General features: G+C 72.9%; 17 protein-coding genes and 1 pseudogene. 14 read left to right on the plus strand and 4 right to left on the minus strand.

Features of this window, described 5'->3' with window-relative positions:
* The first annotated feature begins 2 nt into the window (after positions 1-2).
* A complete protein-coding gene (locus IE172_RS13465; protein ID WP_190097434.1) occupies positions 3-851 on the plus strand; it encodes an inositol monophosphatase family protein in 849 nt (282 codons plus the stop codon).
* A gap of 55 nt (positions 852-906) precedes the next feature.
* Here IE172_RS13465 and IE172_RS13470 read toward each other — a convergent pair whose 3' ends face one another.
* On the minus strand, positions 907-1,080 hold the full coding sequence (locus IE172_RS13470; protein WP_181007333.1) for a hypothetical protein: 174 nt from the start codon (positions 1,078-1,080) through the stop codon (positions 907-909).
* A gap of 440 nt (positions 1,081-1,520) precedes the next feature.
* Between IE172_RS13470 and IE172_RS13475 the strand changes: the two genes are divergently transcribed.
* The 4 genes from IE172_RS13475 (at position 1,521) to IE172_RS13490 (ending at position 5,076) form a co-directional block, all read left to right on the plus strand.
* Positions 1,521-2,174, plus strand: coding sequence for a response regulator transcription factor (locus IE172_RS13475; protein WP_007387794.1), 654 nt, complete (start codon positions 1,521-1,523; stop codon positions 2,172-2,174).
* 5 nt (positions 2,175-2,179) lie between these two features.
* Positions 2,180-3,424, plus strand: coding sequence for a sensor histidine kinase (locus tag IE172_RS13480; RefSeq protein WP_190097435.1), 1,245 nt, complete (start codon positions 2,180-2,182; stop codon positions 3,422-3,424).
* A 394-nt stretch (positions 3,425-3,818) separates the two neighbouring features.
* Complete coding sequence (locus tag IE172_RS13485) at positions 3,819-4,115, plus strand: DUF4193 domain-containing protein (protein WP_003993510.1); 297 nt, start codon at positions 3,819-3,821, stop codon at positions 4,113-4,115.
* Positions 4,116-4,128: 13 nt separating this feature from the next.
* Positions 4,129-5,076 carry a hypothetical protein gene (locus tag IE172_RS13490; RefSeq protein WP_190097436.1) on the plus strand — a complete coding sequence of 316 codons (948 nt, stop codon included), beginning with the start codon at positions 4,129-4,131 and terminating at the stop codon, positions 5,074-5,076.
* Between the two features lie 300 nt (positions 5,077-5,376).
* On the opposite strand, the gene IE172_RS13495 is transcribed toward IE172_RS13490, so the two are convergent.
* Entirely contained in the window at positions 5,377-5,847 is a 471-nt protein-coding gene (locus tag IE172_RS13495; protein WP_190097437.1) for a DUF3093 domain-containing protein, read from the minus strand.
* Positions 5,848-5,961: 114 nt separating this feature from the next.
* Between IE172_RS13495 and IE172_RS13500 the strand changes: the two genes are divergently transcribed.
* From IE172_RS13500 to IE172_RS13535, 8 genes are all read left to right on the plus strand, one after another.
* Positions 5,962-6,546, plus strand: coding sequence for a PaaI family thioesterase (locus IE172_RS13500; RefSeq protein WP_190097438.1), 585 nt, complete (start codon positions 5,962-5,964; stop codon positions 6,544-6,546).
* The gene (gene dut / locus IE172_RS13505) at positions 6,543-7,109 is read left to right on the plus strand and encodes a dUTP diphosphatase (RefSeq protein ID WP_190097439.1); all 567 of its coding nucleotides are present in this window, start codon (positions 6,543-6,545) and stop codon (positions 7,107-7,109) included. The genes IE172_RS13500 and dut overlap by 4 nt, the downstream gene beginning before the upstream one ends.
* A 1-nt stretch (position 7,110) precedes the next feature.
* Positions 7,111-7,869, plus strand: a complete 759-nt coding sequence (locus IE172_RS13510; RefSeq protein WP_190097440.1) for a DUF3710 domain-containing protein — start codon at positions 7,111-7,113, stop codon at positions 7,867-7,869.
* 196 nt (positions 7,870-8,065) lie between these two features.
* Positions 8,066-8,758, plus strand: a complete 693-nt coding sequence (locus IE172_RS13515; RefSeq protein ID WP_190097441.1) for an ABC transporter ATP-binding protein — start codon at positions 8,066-8,068, stop codon at positions 8,756-8,758.
* 100 nt (positions 8,759-8,858) lie between these two features.
* Positions 8,859-11,426 (plus strand): DUF4118 domain-containing protein, encoded by a 2,568-nt coding sequence (locus IE172_RS13520; protein ID WP_190097442.1) that lies wholly within the window; start codon positions 8,859-8,861, stop codon positions 11,424-11,426.
* Positions 11,423-12,100 (plus strand): response regulator, encoded by a 678-nt coding sequence (locus IE172_RS13525; protein ID WP_190097443.1) that lies wholly within the window; start codon positions 11,423-11,425, stop codon positions 12,098-12,100. The genes IE172_RS13520 and IE172_RS13525 overlap by 4 nt, the downstream gene beginning before the upstream one ends.
* Before the next feature lie 99 nt (positions 12,101-12,199).
* A complete protein-coding gene (locus tag IE172_RS13530) occupies positions 12,200-12,598 on the plus strand; it encodes an OB-fold nucleic acid binding domain-containing protein (RefSeq protein WP_190097444.1) in 399 nt (132 codons plus the stop codon).
* Positions 12,599-12,601: 3 nt separating this feature from the next.
* The gene (locus tag IE172_RS13535; protein ID WP_190097445.1) at positions 12,602-13,366 is read left to right on the plus strand and encodes a DUF3159 domain-containing protein; all 765 of its coding nucleotides are present in this window, start codon (positions 12,602-12,604) and stop codon (positions 13,364-13,366) included.
* 137 nt (positions 13,367-13,503) lie between these two features.
* Here the strand turns inward: IE172_RS13535 and IE172_RS13540 are convergent, their stop codons facing one another.
* Together IE172_RS13540 and IE172_RS13545 are read right to left on the minus strand one after the other, a co-directional pair.
* Positions 13,504-14,172, minus strand: a complete 669-nt coding sequence (locus IE172_RS13540; RefSeq protein ID WP_190097446.1) for a potassium channel family protein — start codon at positions 14,170-14,172, stop codon at positions 13,504-13,506.
* Positions 14,172-14,857, minus strand: a pseudogene (locus IE172_RS13545) (potassium channel family protein). Before IE172_RS13545 ends, IE172_RS13540 begins: the two are co-directional and overlap by 1 nt.
* Positions 14,858-15,097: 240 nt before the next feature.
* Between IE172_RS13545 and IE172_RS13550 the strand changes: the two are divergent.
* A complete protein-coding gene (locus tag IE172_RS13550) occupies positions 15,098-16,036 on the plus strand; it encodes a PfkB family carbohydrate kinase (RefSeq protein WP_190097447.1) in 939 nt (312 codons plus the stop codon).
* The last annotated feature ends 18 nt before the right edge of the window (positions 16,037-16,054 follow it).

Genomic DNA, 16,054 nt, shown 5'->3' on the forward strand with positions numbered 1-16,054 from the left:
CCGTGACCGACCTGCTGCACGCGGAACTGCTGCAACTCGCCCGGGAGGCCGCCCGCCGCGCGGGCGAGCTGCTGCGGGACGGCCGTCCCGCGGACCTCGCGGTCGCGGCGACCAAGTCCAGCCCCATCGACGTCGTCACCGAGATGGACATCGCCGCCGAGAAACTGATCACCACGGTCATCGCCGAGCGCCGCCCGCAGGACGGGTTCCTCGGCGAGGAGGGCGCCTCCACGGAGGGCAGCAGCGGTGTCCGCTGGGTGATCGACCCCCTCGACGGCACGGTGAACTACCTGTACGGCCTGCCGAGCTGGTCCGTGTCCGTCGCCGCCGAGCAGGACGGCGAGACGGTCGCCGGGGCCGTGGTGGCCCCCATGCGCGGCGAGGCGTACCACGCGGTGCGCGGCGGCGGGGCGTACGCCACCGGCGCCTGGGCGGGCGAGCGCCGGCTGAGCTGCCGGCCCTCGCCGCCGCTGGACCAGGCCCTGGTGTCGACCGGCTTCAACTACGTCACCGAGGTCCGCACCCACCAGGCGGACGTCGCGCGCCGGCTGATCCCGCTGCTCCGCGACATCCGGCGCGGCGGGTCGGCCGCGATCGACCTGTGCGACGTCGCGGCCGGGCGGCTCGACGGCTACTACGAGCGCGGCCTGCACCCGTGGGACCTGGCCGCCGGTGACCTGATCGCCCGTGAGGCGGGCGCCCTCACCGGCGGCCGCCCCGGCGACCGCCCCTCCTACGAGCTGACCGTCGCCGCCTCCCCGGGCGTCTTCGAGCCCCTCCAGCGGCTGCTGGAGGACTTCGGCGCCTGGCACGACGGAGAGGAACGCCCCGCACCCCCGCGGGGCGCCTGAACGCGCGAACGGGCCCCGGCGCTGGATTCGCCGGGGCCCGTCGCGTGCGGACCGGTCAGACGCTGTACGCGCCGACCTCCACGCCGTGTTCGGCGGCGAGGCGGCGCAGGTCGTCGAGCTCGCCCTGCTCCACGTCGACGAGGAAGTCGTCGCCCTCGTCGCGTGCCCGCGTCAGATCGGACTCGGTCGCCCTTATGCGCTGCAGAAGTCCTGCGGTGAATGCGTCCATGCTGCGCCCCCTCGTCCTGGGTCGGTGGGTCGGTGGCACGGGGGTGTGCCGGTCGGGAAGGGACGATCACGTCCGAAGCGGATGCCCAGCGCCACCCGGCCGGGCGGCGGCGGTGCCGGACATCCAGGCCCGCTCTGCGGAAGCGGACTGCGTGGCACCGCATGGTGGTGCGGTACATGCGGAGCGTGATCGCGGGATGTAAACCCGTCCTCCCCACGCTCTCTTCCGTGGAAACCTCACCGCGCGAGAAAATCTTGTATTCCCGCGCCGTTCGCCCGTACGTTCCCCGGTACCACGGCCGCAGGTCACCGGCCGTCCCACCGCCTTACGGCCGACTTACGGCCGAAAAGGGCAGGATGGGGGCAACACCCACCCGCATCCCCGCCCGCGTGCGCCCCGAGGCGCTGCGCGGGCGCGGGACATGAGGAAGGACAAGCGACGTGCGCGTACTCGTCGTCGAGGACGAGCAGCTGCTCGCCGATGCGGTGGCCACCGGCCTGCGCCGGGAGGCCATGGCCGTCGACGTCGTGTACGACGGTGCGGCCGCCCTGGAGCGCATCGGAGTCAACGACTACGACGTGGTCGTCCTCGACCGGGACCTCCCGCTCGTGCACGGTGACGACGTCTGCCGCAGGATCGTCGAGCTCGGCATGCCCACGCGCGTGCTGATGCTCACCGCGTCCGGTGACGTCAGCGACCGGGTCGAGGGCCTGGAGATCGGCGCCGACGACTACCTGCCCAAGCCCTTCGCGTTCAGCGAGCTCATCGCGCGCGTGCGGGCCCTGGGACGGCGGACGAGCGTGCCGCTGCCGCCCGTGCTCGAGCGCGCCGGGATCAAGCTCGACCCCAACCGCCGCGAGGTCTTCCGCGACGGCAAGGAGGTCCAGCTGGCGCCGAAGGAGTTCGCCGTGCTGGAGGTGCTCATGCGCAGTGAGGGCGCGGTGGTCTCCGCCGAGCAGCTGCTGGAGAAGGCGTGGGACGAGAACACCGACCCCTTCACCAACGTGGTCCGGGTGACCGTGATGACCCTGCGCCGCAAGCTGGGCGAGCCGCCGGTCATCGTGACCGTGCCCGGCTCGGGCTACCGGATCTGATCACCGTGGCCTCCACCCCCACGCCGGCGTCCCCGCAGGCACCACCCCCGAAGCCCACCTGGGACCCCCACAGGCCGGTTCCGCCCTTCCCCTGGCTGCGCCCGACCATCCGGATAAGGCTCACCCTGCTCTACGGCGGCATGTTCCTGATCGCCGGGATAATGCTGCTGTCGATCATCTACCTGCTCGCGGCCAACGCGCTCAACGTGGGCAGTGACCTGCCCTTCCGGATCGTCGTGGGCCAGGTCTCCAGCGACGTGTGCAACCTGCGCAGCGCCGAGCTGCCCGCGGACGAGCTCAACCGGGCGCTGAACCAGTGCGTCAACGAGCAGCGCCAGCACGCCCTGGACGATCTGCTCAGCCGCTCGCTGCTGGCCCTGCTCGGGCTCGCGGTCATCGCCTTCGCCTTCGGCTACGCCATGGCCGGCCGGGTCCTGTCGCCGCTGGGCCGGATCACCCGCACCGCCCGCGCGGTGGCGGGCTCCGACCTGTCCCGCCGGATCGAGCTGGACGGCCCGGACGACGAGCTGAAGGAGCTGGCCGACACCTTCGACGACATGCTGGAGCGGCTCCAGCGGGCGTTCACCGCCCAGCAGCGCTTCGTCGGCAACGCCTCGCACGAGCTGCGCACCCCGCTGGCCATCAACCGCACCCTGCTCGAAGTGCACCTGTCGGACCCGGACGCCCCGGTGGAGCTCCAGCAGCTGGGCAAGACGCTGCTGGCCACCAACGAGCGCAGCGAACAGCTCGTGGAGGGCCTGCTGCTGCTCGCCCGCAGCGACAACCAGATCGTCGAGCGGGGGCCGGTGGACCTCGCCGAGGTGGCCGGCCAGGCCATCGACCAGGTGCACGCCGAGGCCGAGAGCAGACACGTGGTGTTCCGCGGCGAGCGCCGGCCCGCGGTCGTCCAGGGCAACGGTGTGCTGCTGGAGCGGATCGCCCTGAACCTGGTGCAGAACGCCGTGCGCTACAACGTGCCCGAGGACGGCTGGGTCGAGGTCACCACCGAGGTCCAGCACGGCCAGGCGGTCCTGGTCGTGTCGAACACGGGGCCGGTCGTCCCGGCGTACGAGATCGACAACCTCTTCGAGCCGTTCCGCCGGCTGCGCACCGAGCGCACGGGCAGCGACAAGGGCGTGGGACTCGGTCTGTCCATCGTGCGGTCGGTCGCCCGGGCGCACGGCGGACACATCTACGCGCGACCGCGAGAGGGGGGCGGTCTCGTGATGCGTGTCACCCTGCCGATCTGAGATCATGCCCCCGACACGACGGGGTGTTCGCTTTGCGCGGAATTTTCGAGACGCATGTCCGGGACTCCCCTGTGTGATCGATCACAGGGGTGTTTTCCCGGTCATCCACTCTCCGTGATCATGTATCGGGCCGGAAGGTCGGGAAAGTCCCGGTTTTCAGGGGCCCTGATCACGGGAAGTACACGGTGAGGCGCCTTTGATGTGCGGCGTTCGGACCGTGTACGGTCCCCATCGCCATCCAAGCCGATCACCCAAGGGGAGTCCGGTTGGGTGTCGATTGAGTAACAGACCTTGATGTGAGGCAAAATCTCCGCCTCAGGTCGGGCACAAGTCCGGCCTCTCACGCGTTACGTGCGCTGGAGACACCGCATACACCCAGAGGGGGAGAGCGACTATGGCAACCGACTACGACACTCCACGCAAGACCGACGACGACGTCGACTCGGACAGCCTGGAAGAGCTGAAGGCCCGGCGGAACGACAAGTCCGCCTCGGCCGTGGACGTCGACGAGTTCGAGGCCGCCGAAGGCCTCGAACTGCCCGGCGCGGACCTCTCGAACGAGGAGCTGGCCGTCCGGGTGCTGCCCAAGCAGCAGGACGAGTTCACCTGCATGAGCTGCTTCCTGGTCCACCACCGCAGCCAGCTGGCCCGCGAGAAGAACGGCCAGCCGATCTGCCGCGACTGCGACTGAGGCGGGGTCGGCCGTGACTGGCTCGACCCCTCCGCGGAAGCGCCGCTTCTTCACGAAGGGAGCGGACACAGGGCCCCGGCGGGGCCCGCAGCACGACACGCGTGACCCAGAGCGGGGCCCAACCGGTACCGGGGCGGCCTCGCTCGAAGCAGCAACCGGCCGGGGTGACCTCCCGGCATCCCTGGAGGTCACCGCGCCCGTGGCGCACCGGCGGGCCGCCGCGTTCCGCGAGAAGGCCCGGGAAGGCGCCCGCAGGGGCGGCGCACGCGCCCGCGCGGGGCTGGCGCACCTGGCGGACCGGATCATCGAGATCGCCCCGCGTGTGCCCGTACGCGACCTCGGGACACTGCGCCGGCAGTTCCCCGGGCTCGGCCCCGAGGAACTCGCGGACAGACTGGTGGCGGGAGCGGCGAAGGCCACCGCGACCGTCGGCGCCGGAGTCGGCGCGGCGGCGATGATGCCCGTGCCGCCGGCGATGCCGACCGAACTGGCCGCCGAGATCACCGGCGTCGCCGCGATCGAACTGAAGCTGATCGCCGAACTCCACGAGGTCTACGGCGTACGGCCCCCCGGCACCCTCGCCCAGCGCAGCACCGTGTACCTGAACTCCTGGTCGGAGGAGCGAGGGGTCGAGGCGACCAGGCCCTCCACCGTGAGCGCGGCCCTCAACAGCCGCATGAAGCGCGAACTGCGCCAGCGGATCATGAAGCGCACGGTCCGCAACCTGCCCAACCTGATGCCGTTCCTGGTCGGAGCCGCGGTGGGCGCCGTGATGAACCGCCGGGACACCAGAAAGCTCGCCGCCCGCATCCGTGACGACCTGCGCCGGATCCAGGTGCCCTGGGACGCCCTGCCGGCGCTGCCCGCCCTGGAGCGCCCCGACGACGTCCTCCCCGAGGACGCCCTCAAGGAGCTCGGCGGCCACCCGCGGAAGAAGGGCGGCGGTCACCACACCCCGTGAGGGCCCCGCGCACCGTGAGGGCACCACGGTTACGAGCCGGCCGCGACGCCCGCGCGTGCAAGGCGGCGCCACGCGAACCGCTCCGGAGTCGGTGGCGGCCCTGTGCGGGCCTTCGCCCGGACGCTGGACGCGGACCGGGGGCGGGCCCGCACGCTCGGGCGGGGCGGCCCGTGACCGGAAGCACCGGTGCCCCGTGGTGGGACGGGCGACCGCGGGGCCGGCACGCCCCTGGACCCCAGCTGTCCGTGGGAAAGGGCGACGCGCCCCCCACAGCCCCCGGCACGCTCCGCCGGACAGGCGCTACGCGGCGTCCGCCGCGTCCTTCGCCGCCCGCAGCGCCTGCGCCAGCCGCTCGGGCTCACGAGTGGACAGGAAGACGTAGGGGGTCGGGTCGTCCGGGTCGGTGACGTCCACGCGCAGCGCGCCCGGAATGTACGCACGGAGCAGCATGAAGCAGCGCGGGTCGGCCTTGTGGCCACGCCAGGCGCGGGCCTCCTCCGCGTCGAGGACCTCCGCCTCGCCGAGAGCCGACACCGGGATCTTCGCCTCGCCCGCGATCAGATGACCGCCCACGACCCGGATGCGCACCGAGCCGTACGAGCTCGCCACCACGGCCGCGGCGGCGGTGCCGGCGGCCAGACCGCCGAGCATCGGCAGCGTGCCGAACGGCAGCAGGATCAGCGCCATGGAGACCCCCGCCAGGATGCAGAGCAGCCACCAGGAGCGGGGGGCGGTGAGGCGTTCTTCGTACGGGGCGGCGGAGAGCTGCATGGAACCAAGCTTGGCACGGTGGCGGGACACGGCCGCCATCAGGGGCGGCCGGGGGCGGGGCGCCGCCGGGCGGGCCGGTCGCGGGTGCGGTACGGGCGGGTAAGGTCTGCGCCTGTGAGTGGTACTTCCGCAGCCCTTCAGCCCCCCGCCGACGCCTCGAAACCGGTGCGCCACCCCGACGCCCCCGCACCCGGCGAACTCCTCGGCGCCCACTACGGCCAGTGCTTCGGCTGTGGTGACGAACAGCCCCACGGGCTGCACCTCCAGGCCCGCGCCGGCGAAGGCGTGACGATCACCGCCGAGTTCACCGTGCAGGCCGCCCACCAGGGCGCCCCGGGACTCGCGCACGGCGGGGTGCTCGCCACCGCCCTCGACGAGGCGCTCGGCTCCCTCAACTGGCTGCTGCGCACCATCGCGGTCACCGGCAGGCTGGAGACGGACTTCGTCCGGCCCGTGCCGGTCGACACCGTGCTGTACCTGGAGGCGGAGGTCACCGCGGTGGCCGGCCGGAAGATCTACTGCACCGCCACCGGGCGCATCGGCGGCCCGGAGGGACCCGTCGCGGTCCGCGCCGACGCCCTGTTCATCGAGGTCAAGGTCGACCACTTCATCGACCACGGCCGCGAGGAGGAGATCCAGGCCGCCATGAGCGACCCCGACCAGGTCCGCCGCGCGCGTGCCTTCGAGGTCAACCCGTGAGCGAGCCCGGCGGCGGAGCCCTCGAGGTACTGCTCCGGCGCGTCGACCCCGACGTACCGCTTCCGGCGTACGAGCACCCGGGCGACGCCGGGGCCGATCTGCGGACCACCGAGGCCTGCGAACTGGCTCCCGGGGAACGGGCCGTGCTGCCGACGGGGGTGTCTGTGGCGCTGCCTGAGGGGTACGCGGCCTTCGTGCACCCGCGATCCGGTCTGGCCGCCCGCTGCGGCGTCGCCCTGGTGAATGCCCCGGGGACGGTTGATGCCGGGTACCGTGGGGAGATCAAGGTGATCGTGGTGAATCTCGACCCGCGCGAGTCCGTGCGGTTCGAGCGCTTCGACCGGATTGCCCAACTGGTCGTCCAGCAGGTCGAGAGGGTCCGCTTCGTGTCGGTCGCGGAGCTTCCCCCCTCGGCCCGGGCCGAGGGGGGCTTCGGGTCCACCGGCGGCCATGCCGCGGTGGAAGAAGAAGGTAAGAGCGGCACAAGCGTTCAGGCCGCCGTGGGCGGTACAGCGGGTGGGAATCGATACGCTTCGGTCGTATCCGACCGGGAAGGACAGTGACGTGTTCGGACGTCGCAAGAAGAAGGATGCCGCCGACGGTGCGGCCGGCGAGGCCGAGCAGGTCGTCGACGGTGTCGACGCTGAGGCGGACGGTGCGGAGGCCGAGCGGCTGAGGCTCGAGCCCGCGCCGCGGCCCGACGGACCCTGGGACAGCACCGAGATCCGTGAACCCGCCGAGGGCCGGGTCGACCTGGGCGGGCTGTTCGTGCCCGGCGTCGACGGCATGGAGCTGCGGGTGGAGGTCGCGGGCGACGCGATCGTCGCGGCCACGGTCGTACTGCGGGACAGCGCCATCCAGCTGCAGGCCTTCGCCGCACCCAAGCGTGAGGGCATCTGGGGCGAGGTGCGCGAGGAGATCGCCTCCGGCATCACCCAGCAGGGCGGCATCATCGACGAGGTCGAGGGTCCGCTGGGCTGGGAACTGCGCGCCCAGGTGCCGGTGCAGCTGCCGGACGGCACCGGCGGCTACCAGGTCGTGCGGTTCGTCGGTGTGGACGGCCCCCGCTGGTTCCTGCGCGGGGTGATCTCGGGTCAGGGCGCGGTGCAGCCGCAGGCCGCCGGACTGCTCGAGCAGATCTTCCGGGACACGGTCGTGGTCCGCGGTGAGGGCCCGATGGCCCCGCGCGACCCGATCGTCCTCAAGCTGCCGAACGACGCCCAGATGGTCCCCGAGAACGTGCAGCAGGAGGAGGGCGGCTCCCGCTTCGCCGGCGGCATGGGCCAGCTCCAGCGCGGACCGGAGATCACCGAGGTCCGCTAGACGGCTGTCGCCGGGGCGCGGTCGGCGCTTCACGGGGCCGCGTCCCGGGAGGGACGCGGCCCTTTCGCGCGTACACGGACCGCGGGGGCGAACGGCGCGGCCCTCCGCCGCCCGCCCGGACGGTCCGGCGCCGCCGTTGATCGGGCGGGCGCCGGGCAGCGATACTTGGCGTCCGGTCCACGGGGGAGGGCAGCCGATGAGTCAGGTGGTCACCGAGACGATGGTGCGCGTCGAGGACGTGCACAAGTCGTACGGCACCGGAGCCGCCGCCGTCCACGCGCTGCGGGGCGTCTCCTTCGAGGTCCCGCGGGGCGAACTCGTCGCCCTCAAGGGGCGTTCCGGATCGGGCAAGACGACCCTGCTGAACATCGTCGGCGGCCTCGACACCCCCGACCGCGGCCGGGTCCACATCGACGGCAGCGACCTCGCCGGGCTCGACGAGAACGGGCTGCTCGCGCTGCGCCGCGACCACGTCGGCTTCGTCTTCCAGTCCTTCGGCCTCATCCCGATCCTCACCGCCGCCGAGAACGTCGGCGTCCCGCTGCGGCTGCGCCGGGCCGACCCGCGCGAGCGCGAGGAGCGCGTCGAACTGCTGCTGTCCCTCGTCGGCCTCGCCGACCACGCCGCGCAGCGGCCCGGTGAACTGTCCGGCGGCCAGCAGCAGCGGGTCGCCATCGCCCGCGCCCTCGCCAACAGCCCCTCCCTCCTCATCGCCGACGAGCCGACCGGCCAGCTCGACGCCGAGACCGGGCACGCCGTCATGGAACTGCTCCGCGCGGTCGTCCGCAGCGAGCACGTCACCGCCCTCGTCGCCACCCACGACGCCACCCTGCTCGACCTCGCCGACCGCGTCCTGGAACTCCGCGACGGCGAGATCACCGAACACTGACACCGCACCGCACCGCACCGCACCGGTCCGGGACCGTGCCGCCGGGCCCCGGTGCGGGCCCGGCGTTCGGACGGCCGTTCGGGGACGGGACAATGGCCGTATGGGACGCGGCAGGCTTCGGATCCACCTCGGTGCGGCGCCGGGTGTCGGCAAGACCTACGCGATGCTCGCCGAGGCACACCGGCGCGCGGAGCGAGGGACCGACTGCGTCATCGCCTTCGCCCAGCCCCACGGCCGGCCCCGCACCGAGGCCCTGCTGGAGGGCCTGGAACAGATCCCGTACGCGGAGAGACGGCACCGCGGGACGGTCGTCGCCGAGATGGACCTCGACGCCGTCCTGGCCCGCCGCCCCCGGGTGGCCCTGGTCGACGAGCTCGCCCACACCAACGCCCCCGGCTCCCGCAACGCCAAGCGCTGGCAGGACGTGGAGGAACTGCTGGCCGCCGGGATCGACGTGCTCTCCACCGTCAACATCCAGCACCTGGAATCACTCGGCGACGTCGTGGAGTCGATCACCGGAGTGCGGGAGCCGGAGACCGTACCGGACGAGGTGGTGCGGCGGGCGGACCAGGTCGAACTGGTCGACATGACCCCCGAGGCGCTGCGCCGCCGCATGGCGCACGGCAACATCCACCAGCCGGACGAGGTCGACGCCGCCCTGTCGAACTACTTCCGCCCCGGCAACCTCACCGCGCTCAGGGAACTGGCCCTGCTGTGGGTGGCCGACCGGGTCGACGCCCATCTCCAGCGCTACCGCAGCGAGCACCAGGTCTCCGCGATCTGGGGCTCGCGCGAGCGGATCGTGGTCGGCCTGACCGGCGGCCCCGAGGGCCGCACCCTGATCCGGCGGGCCGCACGGCTGGCGGAGAAGGGCGCCGGCGGCGAACTGCTCGCCGTGTACATCTCGCGCAGCGACGGCCTGACCGCCGCCTCCCCCAAGGAACTCGCCGAGCAGCGCACCCTCGCCGAGGACCTCGGCGGCAGCTTCCACCACGTCGTCGGCGACGACATTCCGGCCGCGCTGCTCGCCTTCGCGCGCGGCGCCAACGCCACCCAGATCGTCCTCGGCTCCTCCCGCCGCAGAACCTGGCAGTACGTCTTCGGCCCCGGCGTCGGCGCGACCGTCGCCCGGGACTCGGGGCCCGACCTGGACGTGCACATCGTCACCCACGGGGAGGTCGCCAAGGGCCGCGGCCTCCCCGGCGCCCGGGGCGCGCGGCTCGGACGCTCCCGGCGGGCCTGGGGCTGGGCGGTCGGCGTGGGCGGACCGGCGGCGCTCGCGGCGCTGCTCATCGCCGTGGACCTGGGGCTCGCCAACGACATGCTGCTGTTCCTGACCCTGACGGTGGCGGCCGCCCTGCTCGGCGGTCTGTGGCCGGCGCTCGCCTCCGCGGCGGCCGGCTCCCTGCTGCTCAACTACTTCCACACCCCGCCCCTGCACACCTGGAGCGTCGCCGACCCGAGGAACATCATCGCCATCGTGATCTTCGTCGGGGTCGGCGCGTCGGTGGCGTCCGTGGTCGATCTCGCGGCCCGGCGCACCCACCAGGCGGCCCGGCTGCGCGCCGAGTCGGAGATCCTCTCCTTCCTCGCCGGCAACGTGCTGCGCGGCGAGACCGGCCTGGAGGACCTGCTGGAGAGGGTGCGGGAGACCTTCGGCATGGAGTCGGCCGCGCTCCTCGAACGCGCGGGCGACGTCGAACCGTGGACCTGCGCGGGCCACGCGGGCCGCGGACGGCCCGTCGAACGGCCCGAGGACGCGGACGTGGAGGTGCCGGTCGGCGACCACATGGCGCTGGCGCTCACCGGCAGGGTGCCGCCCGCCGAGGACCGCAGGGTCCTGGGTGCCTTCGCGGCGCAGGCCGCCGTCGTCCTGGACCGCCGCCGGCTGCGCGAGCAGGCCGACCGGGCCCTCGCCCTGGCCGAGGGCAACCGCATCCGCACCGCCCTGCTGGCCGCCGTCAGCCACGACCTGCGCACCCCGCTCGCCGGGATCAAGGCGGCCGTCACCTCGCTGCGCTCCGCGGACGTCGAGTGGTCGCCCGCGGACCGCGCCGAACTGCTGGAGGGCATCGAGGACGGCGCCGACCGCCTGGACCACCTGGTCGGCAACCTGCTCGACATGTCCCGGCTGCGCACCGGCACGGTCACCCCCCTGATCCGCGGGATCGACCTCGACGAGGTGGTGCCGAGGGCGCTCGGCGGGGTGCCCGGGGCCGGTGTCGCCCTGGACATCCCCGAGGCCCTGCCCATGGTCGCGGTCGACCCCGGGCTGCTGGAGCGGGCGATGGCCAACGTGATCGAGAACGCCGTCAAGTACAGCCCCGCGGGCCTGCCCGTCCTGGTCGCGGCCAGCGCCCTCGCCGACCGGGTCGAGGTGCGGGTCGTCGACCGCGGCCCCGGTGTCCCCGACGAGGCCAAGGACCGCATCTTCGAACCCTTCCAGCGGCACGGCGACGCCCCGCGCGGAGCCGGTGTCGGCCTCGGCCTCGCCGTCGCCCGGGGCTTCGCCGAGGCCATGGGCGGCACGCTGAACGCAGAGGACACACCCGGCGGCGGTCTCACCATGACACTCACCCTGCGCGCCGCGGGAACGCGCCGCGCACCCGTGCCGGACGGGCCGAGCGCCCCACCCGCAGCGGCAGAACCGGAAAGGCGGCCCTCATGACCCGTGTACTGGTGGTCGACGACGACCCGGCCATCGTGCGCGCCCTGGTGATCAACCTCAAGGCACGCTCCTACGAGGTCGACTCCGCCCACGACGGCGCCGCCGCCCTCCGCGCGGCCGCCGCGCACCACCCCGACGTGGTCGTCCTCGACCTGGGGCTGCCCGACATGGACGGCGTCGAGGTGATCCGTCAGCTGCGCGGCTGGAGCCGGGTGCCGGTCCTGGTGCTGTCCGCCCGGCACGCCTCCGACGAGAAGGTCCAGGCCCTCGACGCGGGCGCCGACGACTACGTCACCAAGCCCTTCGGCATGGACGAACTCCTCGCCCGGCTGCGGGCCGCCGTGCGCCGCGCCGAGCCCGCCGACGGGGGGGACGCGGTGGTGGAGACCGCCGGGTTCACCGTCGACCTGGCCGCCAAGAAGGTCAACCGTGACGGCAGGGACGTACGGCTGACGCCCACCGAATGGCATCTGCTGGAGGTGCTGGTGCGGGCCGGCGGGCGGCTGGTGGCGCAGAAGCAGCTGCTGCGGGAGGTGTGGGGCCCGTCGTACGGCAAGGAGACCAACTACCTCCGCGTGTACATGGCGCAGCTGCGGCGGAAACTGGAGGCGGATCCGTCGCACCCCCGGCACCTCATCACCGAGCCCGGCATGGGGTACCGCTTCGAGAAGTGAGGCCCGGCGGCGGCCCCGCGCCGGCGGCCGGCAGCGGCCGGTTCGGGCCGGGGCGGCAGGGGGTACGTAACCGTCAGTGCACCCCGGTACGCTTCAGATATGAGTGCTGTTCCTCGTTCCGAGAAGCCGGCAGGCCGGTTCCGGCGCATGCTCGACCGGCTCTCCTCGTCCCAGGAGGACCTGGAGTCCGAGGAGCTGCGCGAGGACGCCGAGACCGCCGGCTGCACGCGGATAGGTGACTGCCAGGACCGGCAGATCGTTACGGTTACTGGTACCTTGCGCACGGTCACGCTGCGGCCGCGCGCGGGAGTACCGGCCCTGGAGGCCGAGCTGTTCGACGGCACCGCCGCGCTGGACGTGGTGTGGCTCGGACGGCGCTCCATCGTCGGGATCGAGCCGGGACGCAAGCTGATCGCATCGGGCCGGATCTCGATGAGCCGGGGCCGCCGGGTGCTGTTCAACCCGAAATACGAACTGAGACCCCTCGGACGGGAGTAGCCGGTGACGTCGCTCGACAAGCCGACAACCGAAGACACATCCGCGGACGACGCCCGGGCGGTGACGGAGGCCGCCCTGTTCGAGGCGTTCGGCGGGGTGCGGGGCATGGTCGAGACGGTGCTGCCCGGACTCCTCTTCGTCAGCATCTACACGGTCAACAAGGACCTGCACATGTCGGCGATCGCGGCGCTCGCCGTGGCGCTGGCGATGGTCGTGGTCCGGCTGGCCCGGAAGGACACCGTCAAGCACGCCTTCAGTGGCGTCTTCGGTGTGGCCTTCGGTGTGGTCTTCGCGATGATGACCGGCAACGCCAAGGACTTCTACCTGCCGGGCATGCTCTACACGCTGGGCCTGGCCCTGGCGTACATCGTGACGGCGATGGCGGGCGTCCCGCTGATCGGCCTGATGCTGGGCCCGGTCTTCCGGGAGAACCTGTCCTGGCGGACCCGCAACCCCGGACGGAAGAAGGCCTACACCAAGGCCAGCTGGGCCTGGGGACTGATCCTGCTGGGCAAGAGCGCGATCCTCTTCCCGCTCTACTGGTGGGCGGACACGACCCAGCTGGGCTGGGTGCTGGTCGCGCTGAAGATCCCGCCGTTCCTGCTCGCGGTCTACCTGACCTGGGTCTTCCTCGCGAAGGCGCCGCCGCCGATCGACGTCTTCGCCGAGATGGAGGCGGAGGAGCGCGCGGAGGAGGAGCGGAAGGCCGCCGCCGCGCAGGGCGACGGCGGGGCGGCCACGGCCGGCCGCCACCGCCGCGAGTCCTAGCCCGTACGGGACGCGGGTCCCGGCCCGGACGAGGACGCGAGTCCCGGCCCGTGTGACGACGCGAGTCCCGGCCCGTACGACGACGGGGGGCGCCCGGAGTGATCCGGGCGCCCCCCGTCGTCGTTCCCGCCGCGGTCCTACGACTCCTTGCGGACCGACAGCAGGTCCTCCAGCTGCTCCTCGCGGGCCTGCGCGGCCACGAAGAGGAGTTCGTCGCCGGCCTCCAGGGAGTCCTCCCGCGTCGGCGTCAGCACGCGGGTGCCGCGGATGATGGTGACCAGCGAGGTGTCCTGCGGCCACTGGACGTCCCCGACCTGGGTGCCGGCCAGCGCCGACTCCTCCGGCAGGGTCAGTTCGACCAGGTTGGCGTCGCCGTGGCTGAAGCGCAGCAGCCGGACCAGGTCGCCGACGCTGACCGCCTCCTCCACCAGGGCCGACATCAGGCGCGGGGTGGAGACGGCGACGTCCACGCCCCAGGACTCGTTGAACAGCCACTCGTTCTTCGGGTTGTTCACCCGGGCGACGACCCGCGGCACGCCGTACTCCGTCTTGGCCAGCAGGGCGACGACCAGGTTGACCTTGTCGTCGCCCGTCGCGGCGATGACGACGTTGCAGCGCTGGAGCGCCGCCTCGTCCAGTGACGTGATCTCGCACGCGTCGGCGAGCAGCCACTCCGCCATCGGGACCCGCTCGACCGAGATGGCGGTCGGCGCCTTGTCGATCAGCAGGATCTCGTGGCCGTTCTCCAGCAGCTCGCCCGCGATCGAGCGGCCGACCGCGCCGGCTCCGGCAATGGCGACCCTCATCAGTGACCGCCCTCCTCGTCGGGTCCCTTGGCGAACGCCGCCTCGACCCGGTCGATCTCGTCGGTGCGCATCATCACGTGCACCAGGTCCCCCTCCTGAAGCACCGTCTGCGAGCTGGGCAGTATGGCCTCGCCGAGCCGGGTCAGGAACGCCACCCGCACACCGGTCTGGTCCTGCAGTCTGCTGATCCGGTGGCCCACCCAGGCCGTGGAGGTGTGCACCTCGGCGAGCTGGACACCACCGGTGGGATCGCGCCACAACGGCTCGGCGCCCGAGGGCAGCAGCCGGCGCAGCATCTGGTCGGCCGTCCAGCGCACGGTCGCCACCGTGGGGATGCCGAGGCGCTGGTAGACCTCCGCACGGCGGGGGTCGTAGAGCGGGGGTCGTAGATGCGGGCGGCGACGTTCTCGATGCCGAACATCTCGCGGGCCACCCGTGCGGCGATGATGTTGGAGTTGTCGCCGCTGGAGACGGCGGCGAAGGCGCCCGCGTCCTCGATGCCCGCCTCACGCAGGGTGTCCTGGTCGAAGCCGACACCGGTGACCCGGCGCCCGCCGAACGAGGAGCCCAGCCGGCGGAAGGCGGTGGGGTCCTGGTCGATCACGGCGACCGTGTGGCCCTGTTCCTCCAGGGTCTGGGCCAGGGCGGAACCCACCCTTCCGCAGCCCATGATGACAATATGCATCGCGTCACACCGCGCTTCCTGAAGGCCCTCGGACCTTCATGACCTTCGTGCTCATGTCTCTCTTTCGGCTCGCCAGGCAGGACGTCGCGGCGCCGGAGACCGGGCCGCCAGGCAACATCATGCCGGGGGACCGCGGTCCTGACGCCCTCCGGGGTCCGGCCGCCGCGTCCGCGTGCCCGGTCCGACGCAACCGACACCGCCGGCGAACCTCCGAGGTTCGGGGCAAGGGGAGAAGCAGCCATGACCACACAGATCGACGTCCTCGTACTGGGCGGCGCCGGAGTGGACACCGTCGTGCACGTGCCCGAACTGCCCGTGCCGCTCGCCGACAGCCACATGATCCAGCCGGGAATCGTCACCCGCGCGGGGCAGAGCGGCGACTTCGTCGCCCTCGGCACCAGCACCCTCGGCCTGCGCACCCACCACCTCGACCTGATCGGCGACGACCACGAGGGCGACCTCGTCCGGGCCCTGCACCGGGACCACGGCATCGCGCTCACCGCCCTGCCGCAGCCGCGCGGCACCAAGCGCGCCGTCAACCTGGTCGGCCCCGACGGCCGGCGGCTCTCCCTGTACGACGCGACCCGCTGGGCGGACGGCGACCGGCTGCCCGAGCGGACCGTGCGCGACCTCGCCTCGGTCAGCCGCCACGCCCACGTGGTCATCACCCAGCCCTGCGCGGACGCCCTCCCCCTGCTGCGGGAGACGGGCGTGACGATCTCCACCGACCTGCACGACTGGGACGGCGCCAACCCCTACCACGAGGCCTTCGCCCACGCCGCCGACCTCGTGTTCCTCTCCGCCGCCGCCCTGACCGACCCGGAGGCCACCATGCGCCGGATCACCGCACGGGGCCGGGCCCGGACCGTCGTCGCCACCGCGGGCGCCGACGGAGCGTTCCTCCTCGCCGACGGCAGGCTGACCCACGTCCCCGCGGCCGAACCCCCGGCACCCCCGGTGGACTCCAACGGCGCCGGCGACGCCTTCGCGGCCGCGTTCCTGTACGGCATGCTCCACGGCGAACCGCCCCCGCGCTGCGCCCGCCTCGGGGCGGTGGCCGGCGCGTACGCCTGCACGGTCCCCTCGACGCGGGTGGCCGCCATCGGACCCGGGGCACTGCTCGCCGGAGCCGCCGGGCCCGCGTCCGAAGACGCCGGCGACGCGGTCAGCGGCGTGTGAAGCTGCGCACGCTCGCCA

The organism is Streptomyces griseoflavus, from assembly GCF_014649995.1.
Lineage (GTDB): Bacteria > Actinomycetota > Actinomycetes > Streptomycetales > Streptomycetaceae > Streptomyces > Streptomyces griseoflavus.